The following is a 20,792-nucleotide window of genomic DNA, read 5'->3' on the forward strand; positions in this document are numbered from 1 at the left end:
GCTGGGGGGCCGCCCTCTTGTTTGGGCGCGGTCGGGTGAGGGTGCGCGCACTGCTATATGTCTGGAATACCGATGTCGGGGGGGGGCGGGGGGGCCGCGCCCCTTCTGCGTTGCGACACTCATGCCAACTGGTAGCCGGCCTCTTCGACCGCCGCGCGCACGGCATCCGCGTCAACCGGAGTGGCTGACGAGACGGTCACGCGTGACGCGCCACCCTTCTTCAAGATGACCTCGACGGCGTCGACACCAGCGACTGCACCGACCTCTTCGCTCACGCTCGAGACGCAGTGGCCACAGGTCATGCCCGTCACGAGAAACTCCGTCGTGAGGGCCGCCGGCGCGTCCGGGGTTGCGGGCGCCGCCGGAGTCACGAGGCCGCGGCTGCCCGCGAGGTCGAACGCCGGGGTTGAGGCGGCGCCACTGCTACACATGCACGAACCCCCGCCACAGCATCCGCCCGCGTCGGCAGCGTCGGTGACAGATGCTCCCGTGAGCAAGTTGAGTCGGTTGAACTGCGTGATCTCCATGGCGTGATGGTAGCAAACCCCCCGGGGGTACTACCGAGAACGCGTGAGGATGGCCGCGCGCCGACGTAGCAGCACGAACCCGCCGAGCACGAGCGCGAGCGCCCCGACACCCAGCGGCACAACGTTGAACTCCGGTCCGGTTGCAGCGAGCTCGGGGATAGGGATGCCCACGTAAACCAGCAGGTCATATTCCACACTTGAGACAGACAAGTCGGGGAGTTCGCACGAAAGGTCGTACGACACCGTCACGAGCCCCACGAAGTCCTGATCTTTCATGACGATGTCCACTGGTGCAAATGCCGCCCCGCTGAGCGGCGGTGGCGACACTGCGATCAGCACGTCGGGTTCAGTTCGCACCCGAATCTCGCACTCCGAGCCGAAGGGTACAAAGCCGCTCGAGAGGTCGAAGTAGGCGATTCCGCCCTGTTCGATAGCAACCGGAGGGGGGTTCGGGGCCCAAACTGCAGTAGTCGGAATCGGGATGCCCGCCCACTGATAGAGGGTCGTTTGCGTCGACGTGATGCCGTCGGTGATAACGACCTGAACACCGATCGTCCCGCGAAAACTGGCTGGGGGCGTCACGACGATGCCGTCGCTCGGCGAGTCAACCCACTCGACGATGACGGGCTGGGTCGAGCGCACAACCTCTGCCCTGATCGTCGCGCCTGGTCGAGGCACGGTACCGCTGATGGGGAAGAAAGCGGGGGCGCCGAGGGCTGTGGCGACGGGCGCGGGCCTGCCAAAACCGTATGTGGTCGGCGCGACCCCGAAGAGGCCGTACAGCTCAAGAACGTACGACTCTGCTCCGTCGGTGACTTCTAAGTCGACGCGAGAAACTCCAACGAAATCGGCTGTCGGAGGCGCAAGGGTAATGGTCGCAGCGTTGCTTCCGTCCGCGAGCAAAATCACGGTCACACCGTCGGCGTTCGACAGCTCGGTCACCGATGCCGTGGAGGAGATGCACATGTCCGGCACGCGAATCTCAAGCGAGTCGCCAGCCGCGCCCGAAGCCGAATACACGAACTCCATCGAAGTGCCCTCGTAATCCGAATACGGCGGGGCCGTCTCGCATGCCCAGTAGGCGCTCGCGGGAGCAACAGCGACGAGTTCGAGAGGGACAATGATGCCTGCGGCCAGGGCAATGCCCGTCAGCACGGCGAGTCGGTGATCGCGTCTAGGCACAGCAAAAACCTCGGCAAGATTCGGGTGAGCGCAAGGGGGGGTGCTTGCTCGGCAATCATGACAGCAATTCGCTCTTCAAGAAAATAGGAACTGCTGTGAGGCCAACTGTTTCGACCTCGCGCCTCAGCGGCGTCGCTGCGGGCGACCCCGATCAGGAGCGATCTCAATGAGCTTGCCGCTGATGCGCGTGCCCTGCAGTCTCTTCAACACAGCGGGCGAGAGGTCGGCGGGCAGCTCAACGATCGAGAAGTCGGGCTGAATCGTGATGGCGCCGAAGTCTTCGCGACTGAGTCCACCCTCGTTCGCGAGCGCGCCGACGATCTGGCGCGGCTCGACCTTGTGTCGGCGACCCACCTCGATGCGGTAGGGCGCCAAGGTTCCCGCGGCAGGGCGGGCGCGGCGCTCGGGGCGCGAGCCGTCACGGTCGTCACGGCCGCCGCGCGCGGGCCGGTCATCCCGTGCCACCCGATCGTCGGCGGCAAAACGCTGTGCGCGCTCTTCTTCGGCCGAAAGCAGCAGCGGGGTGTCGCCCTGCGCGACGAGGGCCAAGGCCGCGGCAACATCGAGTTCGGGAACATCGTGGTGTTCGACGTAGTGACTGACGATGTCGCGAAACTCCGCCACCCGATCGGTCTGGCTGAGGGCCGCCGTGATCGCGTCATCGAAGCGCGCGAGGCGGGTGCTGTTGACGTCGTCAACGCTCGGCAGGCGCATCTCGGTGAGCGGCTGGCGCGTGGCCTTCTCGATCGCCGTGAGCAAGCGACGCTCGCGCGGGGTGACGAAGCTGATGGCCGAACCCGAGCGGCCGGCACGACCCGTGCGGCCGATGCGGTGTACATACGACTCGGTGTCGACGGGGATGTCGAAGTTCACGACATGGCTGATTCGATCGACGTCGAGACCGCGAGCGGCCACATCGGTTGCCACGAGAATGTCGAGCTTGCCCGACTTCAGTTGGTTGACCGTGCGCTCACGCTGCACCTGGGCGACGTCACCACTAATGGCGGCCGCCGAATAGCCGCGAGCCCGCAGCTTCTCGGCCAGGGTCTCGGTCTCGTTCTTGGTGCGAACGAACACGATCATGCCTTCGAAGTTCTCAACCTCAAGAATGCGGGTGAGCGCATCGACCTTTTGCGGGTAGCCGACGATGAGGTAGCGCTGGGTCGTGTTGGCCGAGGTTGTCGTGCTCGACTTCACCGTGATCTCGTCGGCGTCGCTCAAATACTGCTGTGAGATGCGACGGATGGCCGGCGGCATGGTCGCCGAGAACAAGGCAACCTGCTTCTCTTTCGGGGTCTCGGCGAGAATCGTTTCGACGTCTTCGGCGAAGCCCATCTTGAGCATCTCGTCGGCCTCATCGAGCACGAGGTACTTGAGCTCGCTCAAGTCGAGCGTGCCCTTCGCGAGGTGGTCCATGATGCGGCCGGGAGTGCCCACCACGACGTGCACGCCCCGGCGCAGTGCCGAGAGTTGAACGCCGTAGGCCTGGCCGCCATAGACGGGCAACACGTGCACGCCGCGCAAGTGGGCGGCGTACTTCTCGAAGGCCTCACACACCTGCAGCGCGAGCTCGCGCGTGGGCGCGAGCACAAGCGCTTGCGGCTTTTGCTGGTGCACATCGAGGCGCGACAAGATCGGCAGGGCGAAGGCCGCGGTCTTGCCCGTGCCCGTCTGCGCGAGTCCCACGACGTCGCGCCCGGCGAGCAGCGTCGGAATCGTTGCGGCCTGAATGGCAGACGGAATCTCGTAGCCGACATCGCGCAGTGCTTTGAGCACCGCATCGCTCAGGCCCAGATCGGCGAAGGTCGTGGTGGTGTCGGCGGCCGCCGAAGTGTCTGCGTCAGCGGTCGTCATGTACTGACGGTACCGCGTTGGACCCTGCGGCACCTGGTTGCGGTTAGCCGAGCGGGTGGTCATGCACCGCAGAGCTCAGCGTCACGCCGTTGAGGTCGAGATACAGCTGCCCCTCGGTCATCGAAACCGTGATGGTGTTGCGGCGCTCGAGCACGGCGACCGCGGCGTCGATGAAGCCCGGGTCGAAGCTGTGCAGCACGATGCGGTCAGAATCGTGAATCTTCTTGCCGGCCCAGAGGGCGAGCACCTTCGCGGGGTCGCGATGCGTGTAAATCGTCGTGCGGTCGGCCTTCTTGCTCCCGTGGTGCAGGCGCTCAGCATCCGGAGCCCCCACCTCGATCCAGGCAGTGAGGTGGCCGGTGCGATCGCGCACGATCACGGCCGGCTCGTCGGTCGACGAGACGCCCTCGCTGAACGCGATGCCTTCGTCGAACTCGAGGCAATAGGCGAGCACGCGCGTCATCATGTACGCGTCGGTCTCGCTCGGGTGCCGCGCGACGCGAAGGTTGAGATCGTCGTACACACCCCGGTCAACATCGGCCAACGACCCTGTGAACGTATAGACCACTGCGCCGGCTGCCATGATGCCCGAGCCTAGCCCCGCGATAGGGCATGCGCGGCCCAGAGAGTGGGCGCTACGGGCCTCACGCACGATGAACCCGCACCAGAAATGAATACTGGTGCGCGAGGGGGGACTTGAACCCCCACGCCCTTACGGGCACTGGCACCTGAAGCCAGCGCGTCTGCCATTCCGCCACTCGCGCAAACGGGAACACGCCCCGTCAACTCAGCGAGATTATCACAGCGGGCCTTTGCCCCCGTGCGGTGTTGGCAAGCCTGGCCGACTACCATCAGAAGGTCACCGGCCGAGGGAGGACGCACGTGGGGCTTCTCGACAGCTTCGAGCGCGGACTTGAGCGCGCCGTGGGCGGGGCCTTTGCCAAGACCTTCAAGAGCGGCGTACAACCCCTCGAGATTTCGGCGGCGCTGCGGCGCGAACTCGACACGAAGGCGGCGGTCGTCTCGCGCGAACGAATTCTCGTCCCTAACGAACTGCGCGTGCGACTCGCCCCCCCTGATTTTGCGCGCATGGATGCCCTTGGCGAGTCACTCATCGACGAACTCACCCAGCTGTTGCAGCAGCACGCGTCGGCACAGCGCTACACGTTCCCGGGGGGCATCCATCTCACCCTCGTGAACGATGCGGGGCTCGCTGAGGGCGTGCTGCAGGTTGAGTCAGAAACCGTCAAGGGATCCGTCGTCTGGAACCCGGTGCTCGACATCGACGGCGTGCGTCACCCGATCACTCGCTCGCGCACGATCATTGGTCGCGGCAGTGATGCCGACATCACGCTCGACGACACCGGCACGAGTCGCAAGCACATCGAGATTCTGTGGGACGGATCGCGGGCCCAAGTGACCGATCTAGGAAGCACAAATGGCTCATTGCTCAACGGTGAGCCGATCACGCGAGCAGTGTTGCCGCCCGATAGCGTGATCGAGATCGGCCGTACCCGCATACTGTTCCGCGTGCTGGCCCAGCGCGGAGAACTGGCCGACCCGCGAATGCCCAACCCGAGAACACCCACGCGAGGAGGAGGTGGCGGCCGTTGAGTGAACTCACCCTGCTGCTGCTGCGCATCGGGTTTCTCATTCTGATGTGGTCGTTCATCTTTGCGATCGTCTATACCCTCCGGTCTGATCTTTTTGGCACGAAGGTGCGCCGCCTGCCGGCAGCGGCGAGCGCCGCTGCGCCGGTCGCTGTTGCCGCGGCCATGACGCCCGCGACCGCAGCGGGCTCGGGGCCCGCGCGTCGCCTCGTCATCACGTCGGGCGCGAAAGAGGGGCTCGAATTGCCTCTTGAGGGCGACCAGCTCACGATCGGCCGATCGGCCGACTCGGGTCTTGTGATTCGCGACGACTACACGTCGACCCACCACGCTCGGCTCATGCTGTGGGACGGCACGTGGATGGTTCAAGATCTCGACTCGACCAACGGCACGATTCTCAACGGCAAGAAGGTTGGAGCGCCGACGGCGGTGCCCCTGAACTCCCCGATCAGTATCGGCACAACCACGTTCGAGCTGCGACGGTAGCCGCCCATGACGAGGCTCTCGGCCGCTGGCTCGCACGTGGGCAAGGTGCGCGCCAACAATCAAGACTCGGGATACGCCGGCGAGCACCTCTTTGTTGTCGCCGACGGCATGGGCGGCCACGCGGGCGGCGATGTTGCCAGCGCCCTCGCCATCCAGTCGATCGCGCACATTGACCAGCCATACGAGTCTGTCGACGATGCGATCGAGGCGCTCCGCAGTGCGTTGCTCGAGGCCAACCACGAGCTCGCCGAGACGGTCTTTGAGCATCCCGAGCTAGCAGGAATGGGCACGACCGTTAGTGGCATCGTGCGTGTCGGCGACCAGCTGGCGCTGGCCCACATCGGCGATAGCCGCATCTACCGATGGCGCGAGGGCACACTCACGCAAGTCACGAAAGACCACACTTTCGTTCAGCGGCTGGTCGACAGCGGGCGCATCACCGCTGACGAAGCTGCGGTTCACCCCCGGCGCTCGGTACTCATGCGCGTTCTGGGCGACGTCGACCTCACGCCCGAGATCGATGTTGAGGTGCTCACGACCGACGTCGGCGACCGATGGCTTCTCTGTTCTGATGGCTTGAGCGGTTACGTCACAGAGACGCGAATGGGTGAGATTCTCACCGAGCAGCCCGACGCCGAGCGAGCCATACAGGCCCTCATCGACGAGAGTCTCGATAACGGAGCGCCCGACAATGTGACGGCCGTTGTCGTGGGCATCGACCGTTCTCCCTCCAGCTCAGCGGGAGGCCCTGTCATGGTGGGGTCTGCCGCTCGCCCGCTCAGCTATTCCGCGAGCACGTCGAAGCGCAGCGTTCGGTTGCCCTCACTCTTGCTGCACCCGTTGAGCGCCGTGACGGCTCCCGCTGATGAACACTTCGAGCCGGAGTCTGAAGAGTTCTTGCACGCCCTCATCGCCGAATACGAACGCAACAAGGTTCGCCGTCGCATTGTGTGGCTTGTCGGGGTGTTGCTCATCGCGAGCCTCATCATCGGCCTTTTGGTTGCTGGGTACCAGTGGACCCAATCGCGCTACTTCGTCGGGGTCTCCAACGGACAGGTCGCCATCTTCCAAGGGGTGCAACAGAACATCGGTCCGTTCCCGCTCTCGACGGTCTACTTCGAGAGCGACATCGACATCGACGACTTGTCGCCGTTCAGTCGCGAGCGCGTCGAATCGACGATCAATGCCAGCGACCTGCCCGAAGCCCTCTCGATCATTGATCGGCTTGAGAATGAACTCGACTGAGCCGGCAGCGGGCCGGGTGGGCGGCACGGTTGATCTCGGTCAGCCGCGGCCGACGCTGACCGAATCCATCACGATCACGCTGCGTGCCCCGGCGAAGCTGCGCAACCTAGAACTGCTCTTGCTGATCGCCGCAATCGGCATCACGGGGGCAGCGGTTGTTCTCGTGCAACTTGGAGCACTAGGCGACATCGACAGCACCGTGCTCGTCTACGGGGCGGGGCTCGGGATGCTCGCACTCGGCATGCACGTGGTGCTGCGCTTCACTGCTCCTGACGCCGACCCGTTCATCCTGCCGATCGTCGTGACTCTCAACGGTCTCGGCGTCGCGATGATCTACCGTCTTGACCTTGCCGAAGGGTTCGAGGGCTGGGAGAGCGCCGGCATTCGTCAAATGGTGTGGACGGCGATCGCCATGGCGATCGCCCTCGCAGTGTTGATCGTGGTGCGCAACCACCGCATCCTCGCCCGCTATCGCTACGTCGCGATGCTCGTGGGCATCGGGTTGCTCTTGCTGCCGATGCTGCCGGGCATCGGTCAGACGATCAACGGTGCACGGCTCTGGATTCAGGTTGGCCCGCTTTCGTTCCAGCCCGGCGAAATCGGCAAGATTGCGCTGGCGGTGTTCTTTGCTGGCTATCTCGTTACCGCGCGCGAGTCACTCTCGATGGTGGGGCGATCGTTTCTCGGAATGCGGTTTCCGAGAGGCAAAGACCTCGGCCCCATCCTGATCGTCTGGCTCGCCGCGATGGCCGTGCTCGTTTTTCAGCGCGACCTCGGCACGTCATTGCTCTACTTCGGCTTGTTTCTCGTGATGATCTATGTCGCGACAGGCCGCCTCAGCTGGGTCGTCTTGGGCCTCAGCCTCTTCTTCGGTGGCGCGCTCATTGCGAGCCAAGCCCTCAGCTATGTCAACGGTCGCTTCTCGGCCTGGCTGGGCGCGTTCGATCAGGAGAACTACGAAGCCATCGGCGGCAGTTATCAGCTCGTGCAAGGACTCTTTGGGCTGGCGAACGGTGGCCTCATCGGAACAGGGCTTGGTCAGGGGCGCCCTTACATCGTGCCGCTCGCCGAGAGCGACTTCATCATCGCGAGCCTCGGAGAAGAACTCGGCCTCGTCGGCCTCTTCGCCATTCTGGGTCTCTACCTGCTGTTCGTCGCCCGCGGATTCCGCATCGGGTTCAACGGAACCGACGACTTCGGGCGCCTGCTGGCCGTCGGGCTCGCGTTCGTCATCGCTCTGCAGGTGTTTGTGGTCATTGGCGGCGTCACGCGCGTGATTCCGCTGACGGGTCTGACCACCCCGTTCCTCGCCGCAGGAGGCTCATCCCTCGTCGCCAACTGGATCATTGCGGCGTTGCTGCTGCGCCTTAGCGACACTGTTCGACACCAGCCTCGACTGGTGGTGAGCGACGATGAATAAAGAGTTGCGGCGCATCAGCATCGCGAGTCTCGTGATGTTTCTCGCGCTTTTCGTCTCGACGAGCGTGATCCAAGTGTTCTCGGTTGACGAGTTGCGAGCCGACCCGCGCAACGTGCGCACGCTCTACGAGAGCTACTCGGCCGAACGAGGCCCGATCTTGCTCAACGGAACGCCCATCGCGCAGTCGATTGCCGTCGATACACCCTTCGCGTTTTTGCGTCAGTACTCCACGCCCGAGGTGTATGCGCCCGTCACCGGCTACTTCACCCTCAACCAGGGCAATACCGGCGTTGAAGGCGCCTACAACGACTTCCTGACGGGCACGGCCAACGAACAGTTTCTCGATCAACTCGGCGCGCTCGTCACGGGCCAACGCCCGCGCGGCGCGGCGGTGCAGCTCACGATCGACCCCGTCGTTCAGCAAGCCGCCTATGACGCGCTCGGCTCCCTGAAGGGAGCGGTCGTCGCCATCGAGCCGTCGACCGGGCGCATCCTCGCCATGGTGTCGACGCCGAGCTTCGACCCCAACCGCCTTGCGGCTCACGATACCGAGAGCGTGCTCGCGGCCTACGATCAGTTGCTTGCTGACCCCAACGACCCCCTCGTCAACCGCACGATTAGCGGAGACCTGTACTTCCCCGGGTCGACCTTCAAGGTGCTCGTCGCCGCCGCGGCGATCGACTCGGGTCAGTTCACGCCTGAGGATGCTTTTCCGAACCCCGCTCGTCTCGCTTTGCCGCTCAGCACCGACACCATCACCAACTCGAACGGCGGCTCGTGCGGCAGCGGAACGACCGTCACCATCGCGACGGCGCTGCGCCTGAGCTGCAACATCCCCTTCGCCGAGCTCGGGCTCGCGTTGGGTGAAGAAACTCTCGCCGAGTACACCGAGGCGTTCGGCTTCGGCACAGCGTTCGAGGTCCCGATGGAAGCAACCCCCTCGACCTTCCCCCGTGACCTCGACGATGCCCAGCTCATGCTCTCGTCGTTCGGTCAATACGACGTGCGGGTTACCCCGCTGCAAGTGGCGCTCGTGAGCGCCGCGATCGCAAATGGAGGCAATCTCATGCAGCCCACGCTGCTTGACCGCATCATCGCGCCCGATCTCTCCATCGTTGAGCAACCGGAGGCGACCCTCTCGAGCCAGCCAATTTCGCGCGTAACCGCCGAGACGATGACCCGACTCATGGTGGACGGGGTAGCCAACGGCGCGGCGAGCAATGCCAGAATAGAAGGCGTCGCTGTGGCCGGTAAGACGGGTACGGCGGAGAACGGCGATGACGCCCCGTACACGCTGTGGTTCACCGGCTTCGCTCCGGCTGACAACCCGCAGGTAGCCATTGCGGTTGTCGTCGAAGACGGCGGGGGACGCGGCCAGTCCGGGTCAGGAAATCAGATCGCGGCTCCGATCGCGAGGCAAGTACTTGAGGCGGTGCTGAGCAGATGAGACCCACCAGTGGGCTGACGTTCGGCGGCCGGTACCAGTTGCTGTCGCGCGTCGCGATCGGCGGCATGGGCGAAGTGTGGCAAGCCACCGACCTCGTAATCGGTCGCACCGTCGCCATCAAGATCTTGAAAGACGAGTACCTCGGCGACCCGGGCTTTCTCGAGCGATTCCGCGCCGAGGCGCGACACGCGGCGCTCGTCAACCACGAGGGAATCGCCAACGTCTATGACTACGGCGAAGAAGAAGGCAGCGCCTACCTCGTCATGGAACTCGTTCCGGGCGAGGCGCTCTCGACGATTCTCGAACGCGAACGCGTTCTGCCCGCTGATCAAGTGCTCGACTACGTCGCGCAAACGGCATCGGCGTTGCATGCTGCCCACCAGGCGGGCCTCGTCCACCGCGACATCAAGCCCGGCAATCTGCTCATTACGCCCGACGGCCGCGTGAAGATCACCGACTTCGGTATTGCTCGCATCGCTGACCAGGTGCCTCTGACCGCGACCGGTCAGGTGATGGGCACGGTGCAGTACTTGTCTCCAGAACAGGCGAGCGGGCATCCGGCATCGCCGTCAACCGACGTGTACTCGTTGGGCATTGTCGCCTACGAAGCACTGGCGGGCCGTCGCCCCTTCACGGGTGAGTCGCAAGTGGCCATTGCCATGGCGCAAATCAACGACGCTCCGCCCGAGTTGCCCGTTACGGTCGCCGAACCCGTGCGCAACCTGGTCTTCGCGGCGATCGCCAAGAAGCCTGCTGACCGACCGGCGAGTGCCCTGTTGTTTGCGCGAGCGGCCCAGGCCTTGCGGCGCGGTGACCTGGCCGGTGCGGCAGCCATTGTGCCCACCATCGCCTCCGGTGCTGCCGCAACCGCCGCGACGCGTGTGCAGCCGATGAACAGCGAGAGCGCCACGCGAGTGCTTCCGAATGTTGGCCCGGTGGCCACGCCCGCGATGCCCACCCAAACACGACGCAGCCCGTGGACCTGGCCGCTCGTGGCGCTCATTGGGCTTCTCGTGGTGCTTCTCGTCGGCGCACTCATTGCCGTGTTCGCGCAGCCGAATACACCCGAGCCGCAGCCCAGCGACACCCCGTCGAGCGAGGCCTCCCCCAGCGAGACGCCGTCTCCGACACCGACCATCGAAACGGTGGCGATTGTCGAGAGTGAGTGGCTCGGACGCACGCGCACCGCGATTGACGCCAAAGTGGCCGAACTCGGACTGCGACTTGACCCCGTCGAAGGCAACATCGCCCCGTCGGCTGCCGACCAGGGATTGTCGTATCAGATCAACCCCCGCAGCGGTGTTGTTCAGCCCGGCACGGTGATCACGGTGTTCTTCTACGCGCCGATTCCGACGCCCCCGCAACCGTCGAACCTGGCGATTGACCCCGGCACCGGCCCGTACCCGGGCGGCAGCACGGTCACGCTCAGCTGGCCGGTCTACGCGGATTGCCCAGCCGGTTTCCCCTTGACGGGATACAACTTCACGATCGTGGGTGGCTCGCCCGGGCTCTCGCTCCCGTTGCCCTCCTCGGCCACGGACCTTCCGGTCACGATCGCAGCGAGTGGCCAAATGCGGGTGACCTACGTGGCAATCTGCTCGACCCTGCAGTCGCAACGGTCGAACGAACTCGCTATTCCAATCGGCTAGCCCCGCGAACCGAGAGCCACTCAGCGGCTGTGACCACAGCGGCTTAGACTGGCGAGCACAGCACCGCACCAGCACAGCACCAGCGAAGAAACCGAGGCATCGATGGACGAGGTCGCACAGGGCGCCCGACTGCTCGCCGCACGCTACGAACTCGGCCCTCTCATTGGCCGCGGCGGAATGTCCGACGTGCATGTCGCCACCGACGCAAAGCTCGGTCGGCGCGTGGCGGTCAAACTACTGAAGTCGGCACTCGCTTCTGACCCGGTGTTTCGCACTCGCTTTCGCCACGAGGCGCAGGCTGCTGCGCGCATGGCGCATCCGACCATTGTGCGTGTCTTCGATGCCGGCGAAGAAATTGTTCGCGAGCCCGGTGGCGGCGAGACAATCGTTCCGTACATCGTCATGGAGTACGTCGAAGGCCGTCTGCTCAAAGACATCATCGCCGACGGTCCGCTTCCCGTTGCCGAAGCAGCGCGCATTGCCGAAGGAATCTTGACGGCGCTCGAGTATTCGCACCGCGCTGGCGTTGTTCACCGCGACATCAAGCCCGGAAACGTCATGGTCACGTCGTCGGGCCAGGTCAAGGTCATGGACTTCGGAATCGCGCGCGCGATCTCTGACTCGGCCGCAACGGTGGCGCAGACCAGCTCGATCTTAGGCACCGCCCAATACTTCTCGCCAGAACAGGCGCGCGGCGAAACAGTCGACGCTCGCACCGACCTCTACGCCAGCGGCGTTGTGCTGTTCGAAATGCTCACCGGCCGCGCCCCGTTCCATGGTGAGTCGGCTGTTGCCGTCGCCTACCAGCACGTGAGCGAAGCACCTCCGACTCCGAGCAGCATCAACCCCCAGGTATCGGCGGCGATGGATGCCGTCGTCTTGCACGCCCTCGCGAAAGATCGCTTCGAGCGCTTCCAGACCGCGAGCGACTTCCGCAACGACGTCACCGCGGCGGCCACGGGCCAGGTGCCCCCCAAGCGCGTTGACGCCCCGGCCGACTTCACCTCGACGCTCTTCGGTGTCAACCCGCACGCCACTGCCGACACCGAGGCTGCGATGCGCCAACTCAGCGTTGACGACGAAGAACGTCGTGCTCGAACCCAGTCACGACCTCCCGTGGCGTGGATGTGGGCGGGCATCGCCGTCGTCGGCGTGGTCATCGCGGCCGTGCTGTTCTGGGCGCTCAACCTCGAGCGCACCCCGCTTGTCGACGCCGTTGCCATCACTGTTCCCGACGTGGTCGGTCTTCAGTACGACGAAGGCGGACAGATTCTGCTGGATGCTGAACTGCAGCCCGAGCCGACGACCGAGGTCAGCGACACGGTGCCCGAGGGCGAGATCATCAGCACGGATCCCGCCGCCGGCATCACGGTTTCTCCGGGGCAAGTCATCACGGTTGTCGTTTCATCAGGCCCCCAGCCGATCGACGTTCCGAGCCTCACTCTGCTGACACTCGCGGAAGCGCAAGCACTCCTCGCCGAGAAGGGCCTTGTCGTTGGTACGGTCACGGCCGAGAACTCGTCGTCGGTGAGCAAAGACGTGGTTATTCGCAGTGATCCCGAGTCGGGCACCGAGCTGCGGCCGGGCGACTCGGTCAACCTCGTGGTGTCGACCGGTCTCGTGCGAGTACCCGACGTGCGTGACCAATCTGTCGGTGAGGCGTCAACACAGCTCACGGCGATCGGTTTGCAGGTGGCGGTTGAGGGCGACGGTGGGTGCACCGGCGGACTCGTCACGGCGCAATCCTTGCCTCCGGGTGACCAGCCGCAAGGGTCGCCGGTGACGCTGCGCTACTGCAGCGGAACCTAACGCGCCGTTAGGCGTGCGTGGTGGTGACGAGCGGGCTGAGTCCGACGGCCGCCTCGCGCGCGCTGGGCAGCCCGGCCTCGGCCAGCCAGTTGCCGAGCATCCGGTAGCCGCCTTCCGTGAGCACCGACTCGGGGTGAAACTGCACGCCGTGCACCCGCGCAGAGCGGTGGCGCACGCCCATGATGATGCCGCCTTCGGTGCGGGCTGTCACCACGAGGCTGTCGGGCACGGTGCTGTCGACGATCGCGAGGCTGTGATATCTCGTCGCTCGGAACGGTTGCGGAACACCGTCGAAAAACGCGCTGTCATCATGCTCGATCTGGGATGTCTTGCCGTGCATCAGCTCATCAGCGTGGGTCACGGTGGCGCCCAGGGCTTCGGCGATGGCCTGGTGCCCGAGACACACCCCCAGAAGGGGCTGACCTGACGCGATCGCAGCATGCACAACGGCGATCGAGATTCCCGCCGATGCCGGATTTCCCGGGCCAGGTGAGATCAGCACCGCGTCGTAATCCGCGATGAGCGCCGCAGCGCCGGCATCATCAACGACGTCATTGCGAACGACGGTGGTCTCTGCTCCGAGCTGCTGCAGATAGCCGTTGAGCGTGTAAACGAAGCTGTCGTAATTGTCGATCACGAGAACGCGCACTGGTTTAGCCTCCCACCGTCGACTCTTGTGGAAGCAGCGTGTCCGCTGCCCACGGAAAAACCCATTGCACGAGCGCAACAATGACGACTGCGGCAATCACGATGAGAATCAGGATGCGCAGCCATACGGGCCCCGGGAGAATGCGCCACAGCGCGGCGTACATCAGCAGCTCCTTCGCGGGTGTGGTGCGGAACAGGTCGACCGCGGTTCACGAGAGATCACAGCGCCGGTCACCCTCGCGCCTCGACAACACCCGATATCTCACTCGGCGGACCCCCGGCGCGCGGGTACCACGTCTCGAATACCGCATAGGCCACGATGCGTTCGGCCGTTGAGAACCGCGGATTACACGTGGTCATCGTCAGCACGCGGTCAGTCGCCGTCGCTCCCGGAAAAGCCGGCACCGGCTCGAGCACGTCGACGCCCGTGGGCCACACGTATTCGAGGCCGCGGAACGAATACTCGTACCATCCGTCAACAGTTTCGACATAGATGCGATCACCGAGTCGCAGCTTGTCGACGTCGCTAAAGGCGCCACCCCACGTGTTGCGGTGAGCCGCAATGGCGAAGTTGCCGACCTCACCCGGCATCTGTGTGTCGGGGTAATGACCAATGCCGATGCGGCGACTGTTGAGCACGGTCTCGACGTCGACACCAGTAGCGATCGATCGCACATAGTTCTCGCCGAAGCGGGGAACGATCAAGGCACCGAAAACCTGGCCGGCCGGAGGGGCGACTGAGACGACCGGCTCACCGGGGTTGGTCGGCCGTTCGGCCAGCGCTTCACCGCGCTCGTACTGGTCTTGGAGTTCTTGTTGCACAACCTCGGCCGCCTGCTGCTGCTCGCCTCCGGTCACGATGTCATTGAGCCAGATGTACCAGCCGAGAAATAGCATGACCACGACACCGGCGGTGATGAGCAGCTCGCCCAGCACGCCCGTGATTGAGAGCTTCGCTGGCGGACGCACATTCACCGTCGCTGATGCGCGCGCACGAGCATCGCGGCGCGTGAGCGGCTCGGGCTCCGACGTCGACTCAAGCTCCGTCTCGTGCATCCCCTGATTCTAGGCGCAGGTGCCGGGGGTGCTCTCGGGCTAGACTGCACTCCATGGCCAGGACTACTGCGCGCAGCGCCGAAAACCCCGAGACCCCCCGTGGCAACGACGCCCCGAACCCCGTCTGGTTTAAGCCGGTTATGTTCGGATTCATGCTCGTCGGCCTGATCTGGATCTTGGTCTACTACGTCAGCCAGGCCTCGTGGCCCGTGCCGAGCCTCGGGCCGTGGAACATCATGGTCGGCTTCGGAATCATGTTCATTGGGTTCCTCATGACGACCCGCTGGCGCTGACCAGGAGTTCTCCAAAACTACACCGGTGTGATTATCCCCACTGTGGAGTCACCTGTGGATAACTTGATGTGCCGTCGCGAGCGGTCGTCCTAGAAGAGCGTCAACCGCATCACGGTGAGTGCGACGAGCACCCCGCCGACCAGAGCAATGAACAAGGCTTGGCGGCGCTGTTGGTCAATACGACGTGTCCGCACCATGATCCAGGCGATGACGGCGCCAACGACGAGGCCTCCCACGTGCGATTGCCATGAGACGCCCGGAATGATGAATCCCAGAGCCAGGTTGATCGCGATGATCACGACCAGCTGAATGTTTCGCCCACCCAGCCGGCGCTGAATAACGAAGAAGGCGCCGAGTAGACCGAAGATCGCTCCGGATGCTCCGACGACAACAGACAGCGGTGCGAGCCACAAGACGGCAACTGATCCGCCCAGTGCCGAGAGCACGTAGAGGGCGGCAAACCGTGCGCGGCCGATCAGGCTCTCGAGCAACGGACCGAGCACCCACAACGAGTACATGTTGAACACGATGTGAAAGATCGAGCGGTCAGAGTGCACGAGGGCGACCGTCAGCATGCGCCACGGTTCTTGCGCCGTCAGCGGGGGGAAATACGCGAGCGCACTCGTGACGGCACCTTGAGTGACCCACTGGAGCGCGAAAACAATGAGCGTGAGAGCAAGGATGCTGTAGCTGACAACCGGAACACGACTGCCGGGTCGGAAGGCGCGCACGATCGCCGAGGGCCGTTTCGGGGAGGCCGCGCGGGCAGCGGCGATGCATTCGGGGCACTGCACACCCACCGCCGCCGGCGTCTGACACTCGGGGCACACCCGACGATCGCAGCGCTGGCAGCGCACCGCGCTGGGGCGGTCAGGATGCCGGTAGCAGACTCGAGCATCCGCCCCCGTATCGGCGGCGCCCGACGCCGACGTCGTCACGCGACCTCGACAACCTCGATGCTCGAAATGACGACGTCGTCGAGCGGCTTGTCGTTGGCGTTGGTGGGAACAGCCTCGATCGCCTTCACGACGGCCTTCGAGCTCTCGTCGGCGACGACACCAAAGATCGTGTGGTTGCCGTTCAGCCACGGCGTCGGAACCGTGGTGATGAAGAACTGCGAGCCGTTCGTTCCACGGCCGCCGCGCTTGCCGGCGTTGGCCATCGCCAGCAAAAAGGGTTCGCTGAACTGCAGTTCAGGGTGAATCTCATCGTCGAACTCGTAGCCCGGGCCGCCGATTCCCCGCCCGAGCGGGTCGCCGCCCTGCAACATGAAGTCAGTGATGATGCGGTGGAAGATGACCCCGTTGTACAAGGGGTCAGTGGTCTTCTGGCCGGTGGCCGGGTGCGTCCACTCTTGCGTGCCGGTCGCGAGACCGACGAAGTTGCGCACGGTCTTCGGCGCGTGATTGCCGAACAGGTTGACGACAATGTCGCCCTTGTTCGTGTGGATGGTGGCGACGGCGGTGTGGATGGACATGTCGCCCATTCTGGCACGGCGCGCACTGGCCGATTCCTGTGCATTCCTACGACATCGGTTGGGTGTGCTCGGTGTTGGTGCCAGGATGGGAGAGCCGACGACGGTCGATCCAGGAGGATTCCATGGAACTATCACGCAAGCGCCAGCGCGAATTGAAGAAGTTGCGCCGCCAAGCCGGCGACGTGTGGGACGAACAGCGCGAGGTTCTCGAACGTGCGGCGAGCATCCTGCGCGATGCGAGCCGTCAGGCCGCCTCGGTTGCGCGCGAAGACGTTGCCCCTCGAGTGCGCGACACCTACGAAAGGCGCATCGTCCCCGGTGTCGAAGCCGGAATCGGCTCAGTGCGTCACGCAGCCTCGGCCACGCGCGAGCGGTTCGTTGATGACGTCATGCCCGCGGTCTCGGGCGCTATTGGTTCGGCGATTGCCGTACTCGACGTGGCGCGCGACAAGCGCATTCGCGACGCGATTCGTCAGGTGTCGGCTTCCGGTCGCGACCTTGCCACCCGCGCGGGTCAGAAGGTCGGCATCATCGAAGTGAAGCCGAAGCCGGGGCCCGGTCGGTACATCCTCATCGGTCTCGGTGTCGTGGCCACGGCCGCAATTGCCTACGCCGCCTGGCAAACATTGCGTGCCGACGACGACCTGTGGGTCGAAGAAGTCGATCCCGACGCTGACGCGGCGCCCACTGCCGAGTAACGCAGAGGGCGCCTCAACGTCGAGACTGCGTCATCAGTGCGCGACTAAACATCGAGACTGCGTCATCAGTGCGCGACTAAACGTCGAGCACCAACTCCGGGGTCTTGGCCCGTGAGACGCACGGGTAGAAGACGCCGATCTCGTCTTTGTCGTCATCGGGCATGACCGAGTCAAGGTGCAGCGGCGTGCCCGTGAGCACTCGGGTCTCGCAGGTTCCACACACGCCCGTTCCACACGATGTTGCCACCGGGATGCCCGCCGACTGCATCGCCGTCAGCACACTTTCGTCGGCACTGACCTCGATGCGGCGTCCTGTCTTTCTCGTGACCACCACCAGTGGCGCGCGGTCAGCCCCCGTCGAGCGATCCACTGCGATAAAGCGTTCAACATGGCATCGGGCGTGAGGGGTCGCAGCCACGACGTCATCGAGCAAGCCGCCGCTGCCACAGGCATAGACGTCGGCCTGGGTCGCCGCAATCTCGCGTGCAAGATCAAGTCTCTCGAGGCGCTCATCTCCGGCAATAACGCGGACACGATCTCCGTAACGCTCTTCGAGTTCACGCGAGAAGGCCATTTCTGACCGCGTGCGCCCCAGGTACAGCAAGCGCCATGCCCGAGTGGGCGGAAGAGCCTCGATCATTGCGCGAATCGGCGTGATGCCGATTCCTCCGGCAATAAACAGATACTCGTGGGCCGCCTCGAGCGGAAAGTGGTTTCGGGGGCCGATGACATCCAGCTCATCGCCGAGGCTGGCGACATCATGGAGGTAGGCACTGCCCTGGCCCGTAGGTTCTTGGCGCAAGACGGCAATGTCGACGTGTGCCCGATCGGCGGGGTCGCTGCACAGCGAGTATTGTCGCTCAATTCCTATGGGCAGGCGCAGCGTCACATGCGCCCCGGCATACCAGGGCTCGATCGGCTTGCCGTCGACGCGCGTGAGTCGCAACCGCACGACTCCGTCGGCAACCGGGTGCTTCGCGATAATCCGCATGCGTGTGACAGCGAGCGGGTTTGACGGGTTCGCCTCGGCAAGCGACGGAACCGCACCGTCGCCCGATACCGGTCGCGTCGACGAGGCCGGAGTGCGACGCCGTGCCATCACCAAGCGAACGATGAGCGCGATCACCGATGCCGTGACGATGACCGTCGCGACACCCTGGTACCAGGCCGCACCCGCGTCCGTTCCCGCAAAAGCACCATGAATCGCCACGGCGAGCACGGCGACATAGCTCAGGTAGTGCACCGCCTTCCAGAACCGCTGGGGCAGACGATTCTTCATGAGCGATGACAGCTGCACGGCGAGCAGCACGTAGAACGAGAGAATTCCGAGGGCGACGGGCACCGGCCGGTACTCCGCGATGAGCGGAATCAACAGTTGATCGATCGGCATGGCGAGCCACGGGTCGAGCATTAGCGAGACCATGTGGATGCCCGTCATCACCAGGGCTGTGCCGCCCAAGAATCGATGCAGATCTTGCAACCACGCGGGGTTGTCAGCGCCGCGAAACACGCGGGTCGAGAGCGTGATGCCCCACAACACCGCAGCCGTCATGAGAACCCAAGCGAGCACGGCACTCGCGCGAGTGACGTACCACCAGAAGTGCGGATCATTCATGCGTAGTCGCTCCAATTCGTGGTGGTGTACTCGGCGCCGTCGGCGTCGATGAGCAAGGCGGCTGCTCCCCGGGTGGGGATCCAGTCGAGGTAGTCGCGGGGTGGGCGCAGAAACCCCGGCTTGGTGAGAACTTCGGCTCGAGCGGCCGTCGACGCGATGACGGTGACGGTTTGGATGCTCGAGATCACACTGCGCTGCGTCAGCGGGTCGATGAGATGGTGGCGTTCGTCGCCCGAGTTCGTCGTCCAGCGGCGTTTCCGTTGGCTTGACGTTGCGATGCCGCCGTCGCGCAGCCGCACCTGCTGGCGTTCGGTGCCGGGGACGAAGGGATCGTCGACGGCGATGCGCCACGCAACGCCATCCGGCGCATTTCCACGAACACGTATGTCTCCCCCAACCTCGACGAGGCACCCCGCCGCGCCGGCAGCGATGAGATCGGCCGCAATCAGATCGGCGGCGAGTCCCTTTCCGATGCCTCCCGCATCGAGAGCGGTGCCCCGGGGCAGGGTGACCGTCGTACCGGCGATGCGCATGGCGTCGAGGTCGCCGCGCGAGCGTGCCGATTCAGGGAGTTGGGTCGAGCGTGACGCATCGATCACCGAACGGCCATAACCCTCGGCAACCACCGCTGGCAGCAGCGTCGGGTCAAAGTCATGGTCGGTCTCCCGCCACCCATCGCGCATTGCCTGCAACAAGGTGACGGTGTCGTCGTCCACCTCGACCGAGTGCCCGCTCGCCTCGGTGAGAGACGTGAGATCGCTCTCGGCGATAAACCTGCTCCAGCGGCGCTCGAGGTGGGCACCGCGGTCTTCGACGAGAGCAGCGAATGATCCGCCGCTCGTGTCGGCATCGGCGGGCACGACCACCCACAGGCGGGCAGTACCGCCCATCATCGACCACGAGTGCGTGAGATCGATCGTGCTCATGATCATGTGAGGGCGACCACTGAACGGCTTAGCCGCCCGAACCGGCCGTCGTGCCGTTCGCCGGGGGTGCCGGCTGCGCGGGGGCCGGAGCAGGGGCAGGCGCGGCCGGGGCCGCTGGCGCGGCCGCGGTCGATCCAGAACTCGAGTTCGAATTCGTCGACGGTGCAGCGACAGGGGCAGCAGCGACAATCTCGGGCAGCAGGGAGGGATCGAGCACGCGCACGGCCTGGGCACGCACATTCGTCGGCGCTACAGTCGGCGACGCAATGGCCTCCGCCTGCGCTTGTTGCTCAGCCACGGCGGCCGAGATCTGAAACGCGGTGACCATGCTAATGAGCGCGATGGCCGTTCCCGCGCCGGTGAGGCCGCGGGCGACGGCAGCCGGTCGGTCGTTAGTCGTCATCGTCTGACTCGTCTTCGTATTCGTCTTCATGCTCGTCTTCTGACGACTCGTCTGAGTCGTCATAGCTGTCATCGCTCGAGGCGCTCGGGGCCGGCGACGATGACGTGTCGCCGGAGCTCGACGACACAAGGCCACCGGCCGGGGTCGGCTTCTGATTCACGGCCTGGGCCAACTGCTCACGGTAGTCAGCGGGAATGTCGGCACCCTTGGGGGCGACCGGCACCAGCACAGGAGTCGCGCTGCCGATCACCGATGACTCGTTCGAGGCCGATGTCAACATCGTTTGGTTCACGGCATAGGCCCCGCCCGCGGTGCCCAACACGGCAGCGATCGAGAGGGCGGTGATGATTTGCGTCTTCATGCTTCGACGCTATGCCTCCGCGACTTCAGAGAGCGCCCTCGAACATCCAAGATTTATCCAAGATCGTCGGCTTCGATCGCGGATGC

At 64.6% G+C, this 20,792-nt stretch carries 22 protein-coding genes and 1 tRNA gene; 9 read left to right on the forward strand and 14 right to left on the reverse strand.

Annotated elements, in window-relative coordinates; all coding sequences use genetic code 11:
* Positions 1–119: 119 nt before the first annotated feature.
* From SFU54_RS08040 to SFU54_RS08060, 5 genes are all read right to left on the reverse strand, one after another.
* A complete protein-coding gene (locus SFU54_RS08040) occupies positions 120–527 on the reverse strand; it encodes a heavy-metal-associated domain-containing protein (RefSeq protein ID WP_319015763.1) in 408 nt (135 codons plus the stop codon).
* Positions 528–557: 30 nt separating this feature from the next.
* Positions 558–1,709 (reverse strand): LPXTG cell wall anchor domain-containing protein, encoded by a 1,152-nt coding sequence (locus SFU54_RS08045; RefSeq protein ID WP_319015764.1) that lies wholly within the window; start codon positions 1,707–1,709, stop codon positions 558–560.
* A 123-nt stretch (positions 1,710–1,832) separates the two neighbouring features.
* Complete coding sequence (locus tag SFU54_RS08050; RefSeq protein WP_319015765.1) at positions 1,833–3,563, reverse strand: DEAD/DEAH box helicase; 1,731 nt, start codon at positions 3,561–3,563, stop codon at positions 1,833–1,835.
* Between the two features lie 43 nt (positions 3,564–3,606).
* Complete coding sequence (locus SFU54_RS08055; protein ID WP_319015766.1) at positions 3,607–4,146, reverse strand: YaeQ family protein; 540 nt, start codon at positions 4,144–4,146, stop codon at positions 3,607–3,609.
* Between the two features lie 95 nt (positions 4,147–4,241).
* Positions 4,242–4,327: transfer RNA gene (locus tag SFU54_RS08060), tRNA-Leu, on the reverse strand.
* A 118-nt stretch (positions 4,328–4,445) separates the two neighbouring features.
* Between SFU54_RS08060 and SFU54_RS08065 the strand changes: the two genes are divergently transcribed.
* The 7 genes from SFU54_RS08065 (at position 4,446) to pknB (ending at position 13,229) form a co-directional block, all read left to right on the forward strand.
* Positions 4,446–5,177, forward strand: coding sequence for a DUF3662 and FHA domain-containing protein (locus tag SFU54_RS08065; RefSeq protein ID WP_319015767.1), 732 nt, complete (start codon positions 4,446–4,448; stop codon positions 5,175–5,177).
* Complete coding sequence (locus tag SFU54_RS08070) at positions 5,174–5,659, forward strand: FHA domain-containing protein (RefSeq protein WP_319015768.1); 486 nt, start codon at positions 5,174–5,176, stop codon at positions 5,657–5,659. Before SFU54_RS08065 ends, SFU54_RS08070 begins: the two co-directional genes overlap by 4 nt.
* A gap of 6 nt (positions 5,660–5,665) precedes the next feature.
* Complete coding sequence (locus SFU54_RS08075) at positions 5,666–6,904, forward strand: PP2C family serine/threonine-protein phosphatase (RefSeq protein ID WP_319015769.1); 1,239 nt, start codon at positions 5,666–5,668, stop codon at positions 6,902–6,904.
* Positions 6,891–8,324 carry an FtsW/RodA/SpoVE family cell cycle protein gene (locus tag SFU54_RS08080; RefSeq protein ID WP_319015770.1) on the forward strand — a complete coding sequence of 478 codons (1,434 nt, stop codon included), beginning with the start codon at positions 6,891–6,893 and terminating at the stop codon, positions 8,322–8,324. The genes SFU54_RS08075 and SFU54_RS08080 overlap by 14 nt, the downstream gene beginning before the upstream one ends.
* Positions 8,317–9,771: a penicillin-binding protein 2 gene (locus SFU54_RS08085; RefSeq protein WP_319015771.1), complete on the forward strand. Its 1,455-nt coding sequence runs from the start codon at positions 8,317–8,319 to the stop codon at positions 9,769–9,771. Before SFU54_RS08080 ends, SFU54_RS08085 begins: the two co-directional genes overlap by 8 nt.
* A complete protein-coding gene (locus SFU54_RS08090) occupies positions 9,768–11,420 on the forward strand; it encodes a serine/threonine-protein kinase (RefSeq protein WP_319015772.1) in 1,653 nt (550 codons plus the stop codon). The genes SFU54_RS08085 and SFU54_RS08090 overlap by 4 nt, the downstream gene beginning before the upstream one ends.
* Positions 11,421–11,522: 102 nt before the next feature.
* Entirely contained in the window at positions 11,523–13,229 is a 1,707-nt protein-coding gene (pknB, locus tag SFU54_RS08095; protein ID WP_319015773.1) for a Stk1 family PASTA domain-containing Ser/Thr kinase, read from the forward strand.
* Between the two features lie 7 nt (positions 13,230–13,236).
* Here the strand turns inward: pknB and SFU54_RS08100 are convergent, their stop codons facing one another.
* From SFU54_RS08100 to SFU54_RS08110, 3 genes are all read right to left on the reverse strand, one after another.
* Positions 13,237–13,878 carry an anthranilate synthase component II gene (locus tag SFU54_RS08100; protein WP_319015774.1) on the reverse strand — a complete coding sequence of 214 codons (642 nt, stop codon included), beginning with the start codon at positions 13,876–13,878 and terminating at the stop codon, positions 13,237–13,239.
* A 4-nt stretch (positions 13,879–13,882) separates the two neighbouring features.
* Positions 13,883–14,041: a hypothetical protein gene (locus SFU54_RS08105; RefSeq protein ID WP_319015775.1), complete on the reverse strand. Its 159-nt coding sequence runs from the start codon at positions 14,039–14,041 to the stop codon at positions 13,883–13,885.
* Positions 14,042–14,108: 67 nt separating this feature from the next.
* Positions 14,109–14,933 (reverse strand): class E sortase, encoded by an 825-nt coding sequence (locus SFU54_RS08110; protein WP_319015776.1) that lies wholly within the window; start codon positions 14,931–14,933, stop codon positions 14,109–14,111.
* A 53-nt stretch (positions 14,934–14,986) separates the two neighbouring features.
* Between SFU54_RS08110 and SFU54_RS08115 the strand changes: the two genes are divergently transcribed.
* Positions 14,987–15,226 carry a cell division protein CrgA gene (locus SFU54_RS08115; RefSeq protein ID WP_319015777.1) on the forward strand — a complete coding sequence of 80 codons (240 nt, stop codon included), beginning with the start codon at positions 14,987–14,989 and terminating at the stop codon, positions 15,224–15,226.
* Positions 15,227–15,315: 89 nt separating this feature from the next.
* On the opposite strand, the gene SFU54_RS08120 is transcribed toward SFU54_RS08115, so the two are convergent.
* Positions 15,316–16,020, reverse strand: coding sequence for a rhomboid family intramembrane serine protease (locus tag SFU54_RS08120; RefSeq protein WP_319015778.1), 705 nt, complete (start codon positions 16,018–16,020; stop codon positions 15,316–15,318).
* Positions 16,021–16,160: 140 nt separating this feature from the next.
* Positions 16,161–16,703 (reverse strand): peptidylprolyl isomerase, encoded by a 543-nt coding sequence (locus SFU54_RS08125; RefSeq protein ID WP_319015779.1) that lies wholly within the window; start codon positions 16,701–16,703, stop codon positions 16,161–16,163.
* A gap of 122 nt (positions 16,704–16,825) precedes the next feature.
* Here SFU54_RS08125 and SFU54_RS08130 point away from each other — a divergent pair, with 122 nt between their 5' ends.
* A complete protein-coding gene (locus SFU54_RS08130) occupies positions 16,826–17,401 on the forward strand; it encodes a hypothetical protein (RefSeq protein ID WP_319015780.1) in 576 nt (191 codons plus the stop codon).
* Positions 17,402–17,477: 76 nt separating this feature from the next.
* On the opposite strand, the gene SFU54_RS08135 is transcribed toward SFU54_RS08130, so the two are convergent.
* The 4 genes from SFU54_RS08135 to SFU54_RS08150 are packed head-to-tail and all read right to left on the reverse strand — an operon-like array spanning position 17,478 to position 20,706.
* Positions 17,478–19,016: a 2Fe-2S iron-sulfur cluster-binding protein gene (locus SFU54_RS08135; protein WP_319015781.1), complete on the reverse strand. Its 1,539-nt coding sequence runs from the start codon at positions 19,014–19,016 to the stop codon at positions 17,478–17,480.
* Positions 19,013–19,942 (reverse strand): FAD:protein FMN transferase, encoded by a 930-nt coding sequence (locus SFU54_RS08140; protein WP_319015782.1) that lies wholly within the window; start codon positions 19,940–19,942, stop codon positions 19,013–19,015. Before SFU54_RS08140 ends, SFU54_RS08135 begins: the two co-directional genes overlap by 4 nt.
* Before the next feature lie 28 nt (positions 19,943–19,970).
* Entirely contained in the window at positions 19,971–20,345 is a 375-nt protein-coding gene (locus SFU54_RS08145) for a hypothetical protein (protein ID WP_319015783.1), read from the reverse strand.
* Positions 20,335–20,706 carry a hypothetical protein gene (locus tag SFU54_RS08150; protein ID WP_319015784.1) on the reverse strand — a complete coding sequence of 124 codons (372 nt, stop codon included), beginning with the start codon at positions 20,704–20,706 and terminating at the stop codon, positions 20,335–20,337. The genes SFU54_RS08145 and SFU54_RS08150 overlap by 11 nt, the downstream gene beginning before the upstream one ends.
* Positions 20,707–20,792 lie beyond the last annotated feature (86 nt).

This window comes from Microcella sp. (genome assembly GCF_033763155.1).
Taxonomy (GTDB): Bacteria; Actinomycetota; Actinomycetes; order Actinomycetales; family Microbacteriaceae; genus Microcella.

Coding starts and splice junctions, on each gene's coding strand:
- SFU54_RS08110 (WP_319015776.1), bottom strand. CDS start 14,933: ATGCACGAGACGGAGCTTGAGTCGACGTCGGAGCCCGAGCCGCTCACG.
- SFU54_RS08055 (WP_319015766.1), bottom strand. CDS start 4,146: ATGGCAGCCGGCGCAGTGGTCTATACGTTCACAGGGTCGTTGGCCGAT.
- SFU54_RS08085 (WP_319015771.1), top strand. CDS start 8,317: ATGAATAAAGAGTTGCGGCGCATCAGCATCGCGAGTCTCGTGATGTTT.
- SFU54_RS08050 (WP_319015765.1), bottom strand. CDS start 3,563: ATGACGACCGCTGACGCAGACACTTCGGCGGCCGCCGACACCACCACG.
- SFU54_RS08135 (WP_319015781.1), bottom strand. CDS start 19,016: ATGAATGATCCGCACTTCTGGTGGTACGTCACTCGCGCGAGTGCCGTG.
- SFU54_RS08145 (WP_319015783.1), bottom strand. CDS start 20,345: ATGACGACTAACGACCGACCGGCTGCCGTCGCCCGCGGCCTCACCGGC.
- SFU54_RS08075 (WP_319015769.1), top strand. CDS start 5,666: ATGACGAGGCTCTCGGCCGCTGGCTCGCACGTGGGCAAGGTGCGCGCC.
- SFU54_RS08040 (WP_319015763.1), bottom strand. CDS start 527: ATGGAGATCACGCAGTTCAACCGACTCAACTTGCTCACGGGAGCATCT.
- SFU54_RS08080 (WP_319015770.1), top strand. CDS start 6,891: ATGAACTCGACTGAGCCGGCAGCGGGCCGGGTGGGCGGCACGGTTGAT.
- SFU54_RS08125 (WP_319015779.1), bottom strand. CDS start 16,703: ATGTCCATCCACACCGCCGTCGCCACCATCCACACGAACAAGGGCGAC.
- SFU54_RS08105 (WP_319015775.1), bottom strand. CDS start 14,041: ATGTACGCCGCGCTGTGGCGCATTCTCCCGGGGCCCGTATGGCTGCGC.
- SFU54_RS08115 (WP_319015777.1), top strand. CDS start 14,987: ATGGCCAGGACTACTGCGCGCAGCGCCGAAAACCCCGAGACCCCCCGT.
- SFU54_RS08130 (WP_319015780.1), top strand. CDS start 16,826: ATGGAACTATCACGCAAGCGCCAGCGCGAATTGAAGAAGTTGCGCCGC.
- SFU54_RS08150 (WP_319015784.1), bottom strand. CDS start 20,706: ATGAAGACGCAAATCATCACCGCCCTCTCGATCGCTGCCGTGTTGGGC.
- SFU54_RS08140 (WP_319015782.1), bottom strand. CDS start 19,942: ATGAGCACGATCGATCTCACGCACTCGTGGTCGATGATGGGCGGTACT.
- SFU54_RS08090 (WP_319015772.1), top strand. CDS start 9,768: ATGAGACCCACCAGTGGGCTGACGTTCGGCGGCCGGTACCAGTTGCTG.
- pknB (WP_319015773.1), top strand. CDS start 11,523: ATGGACGAGGTCGCACAGGGCGCCCGACTGCTCGCCGCACGCTACGAA.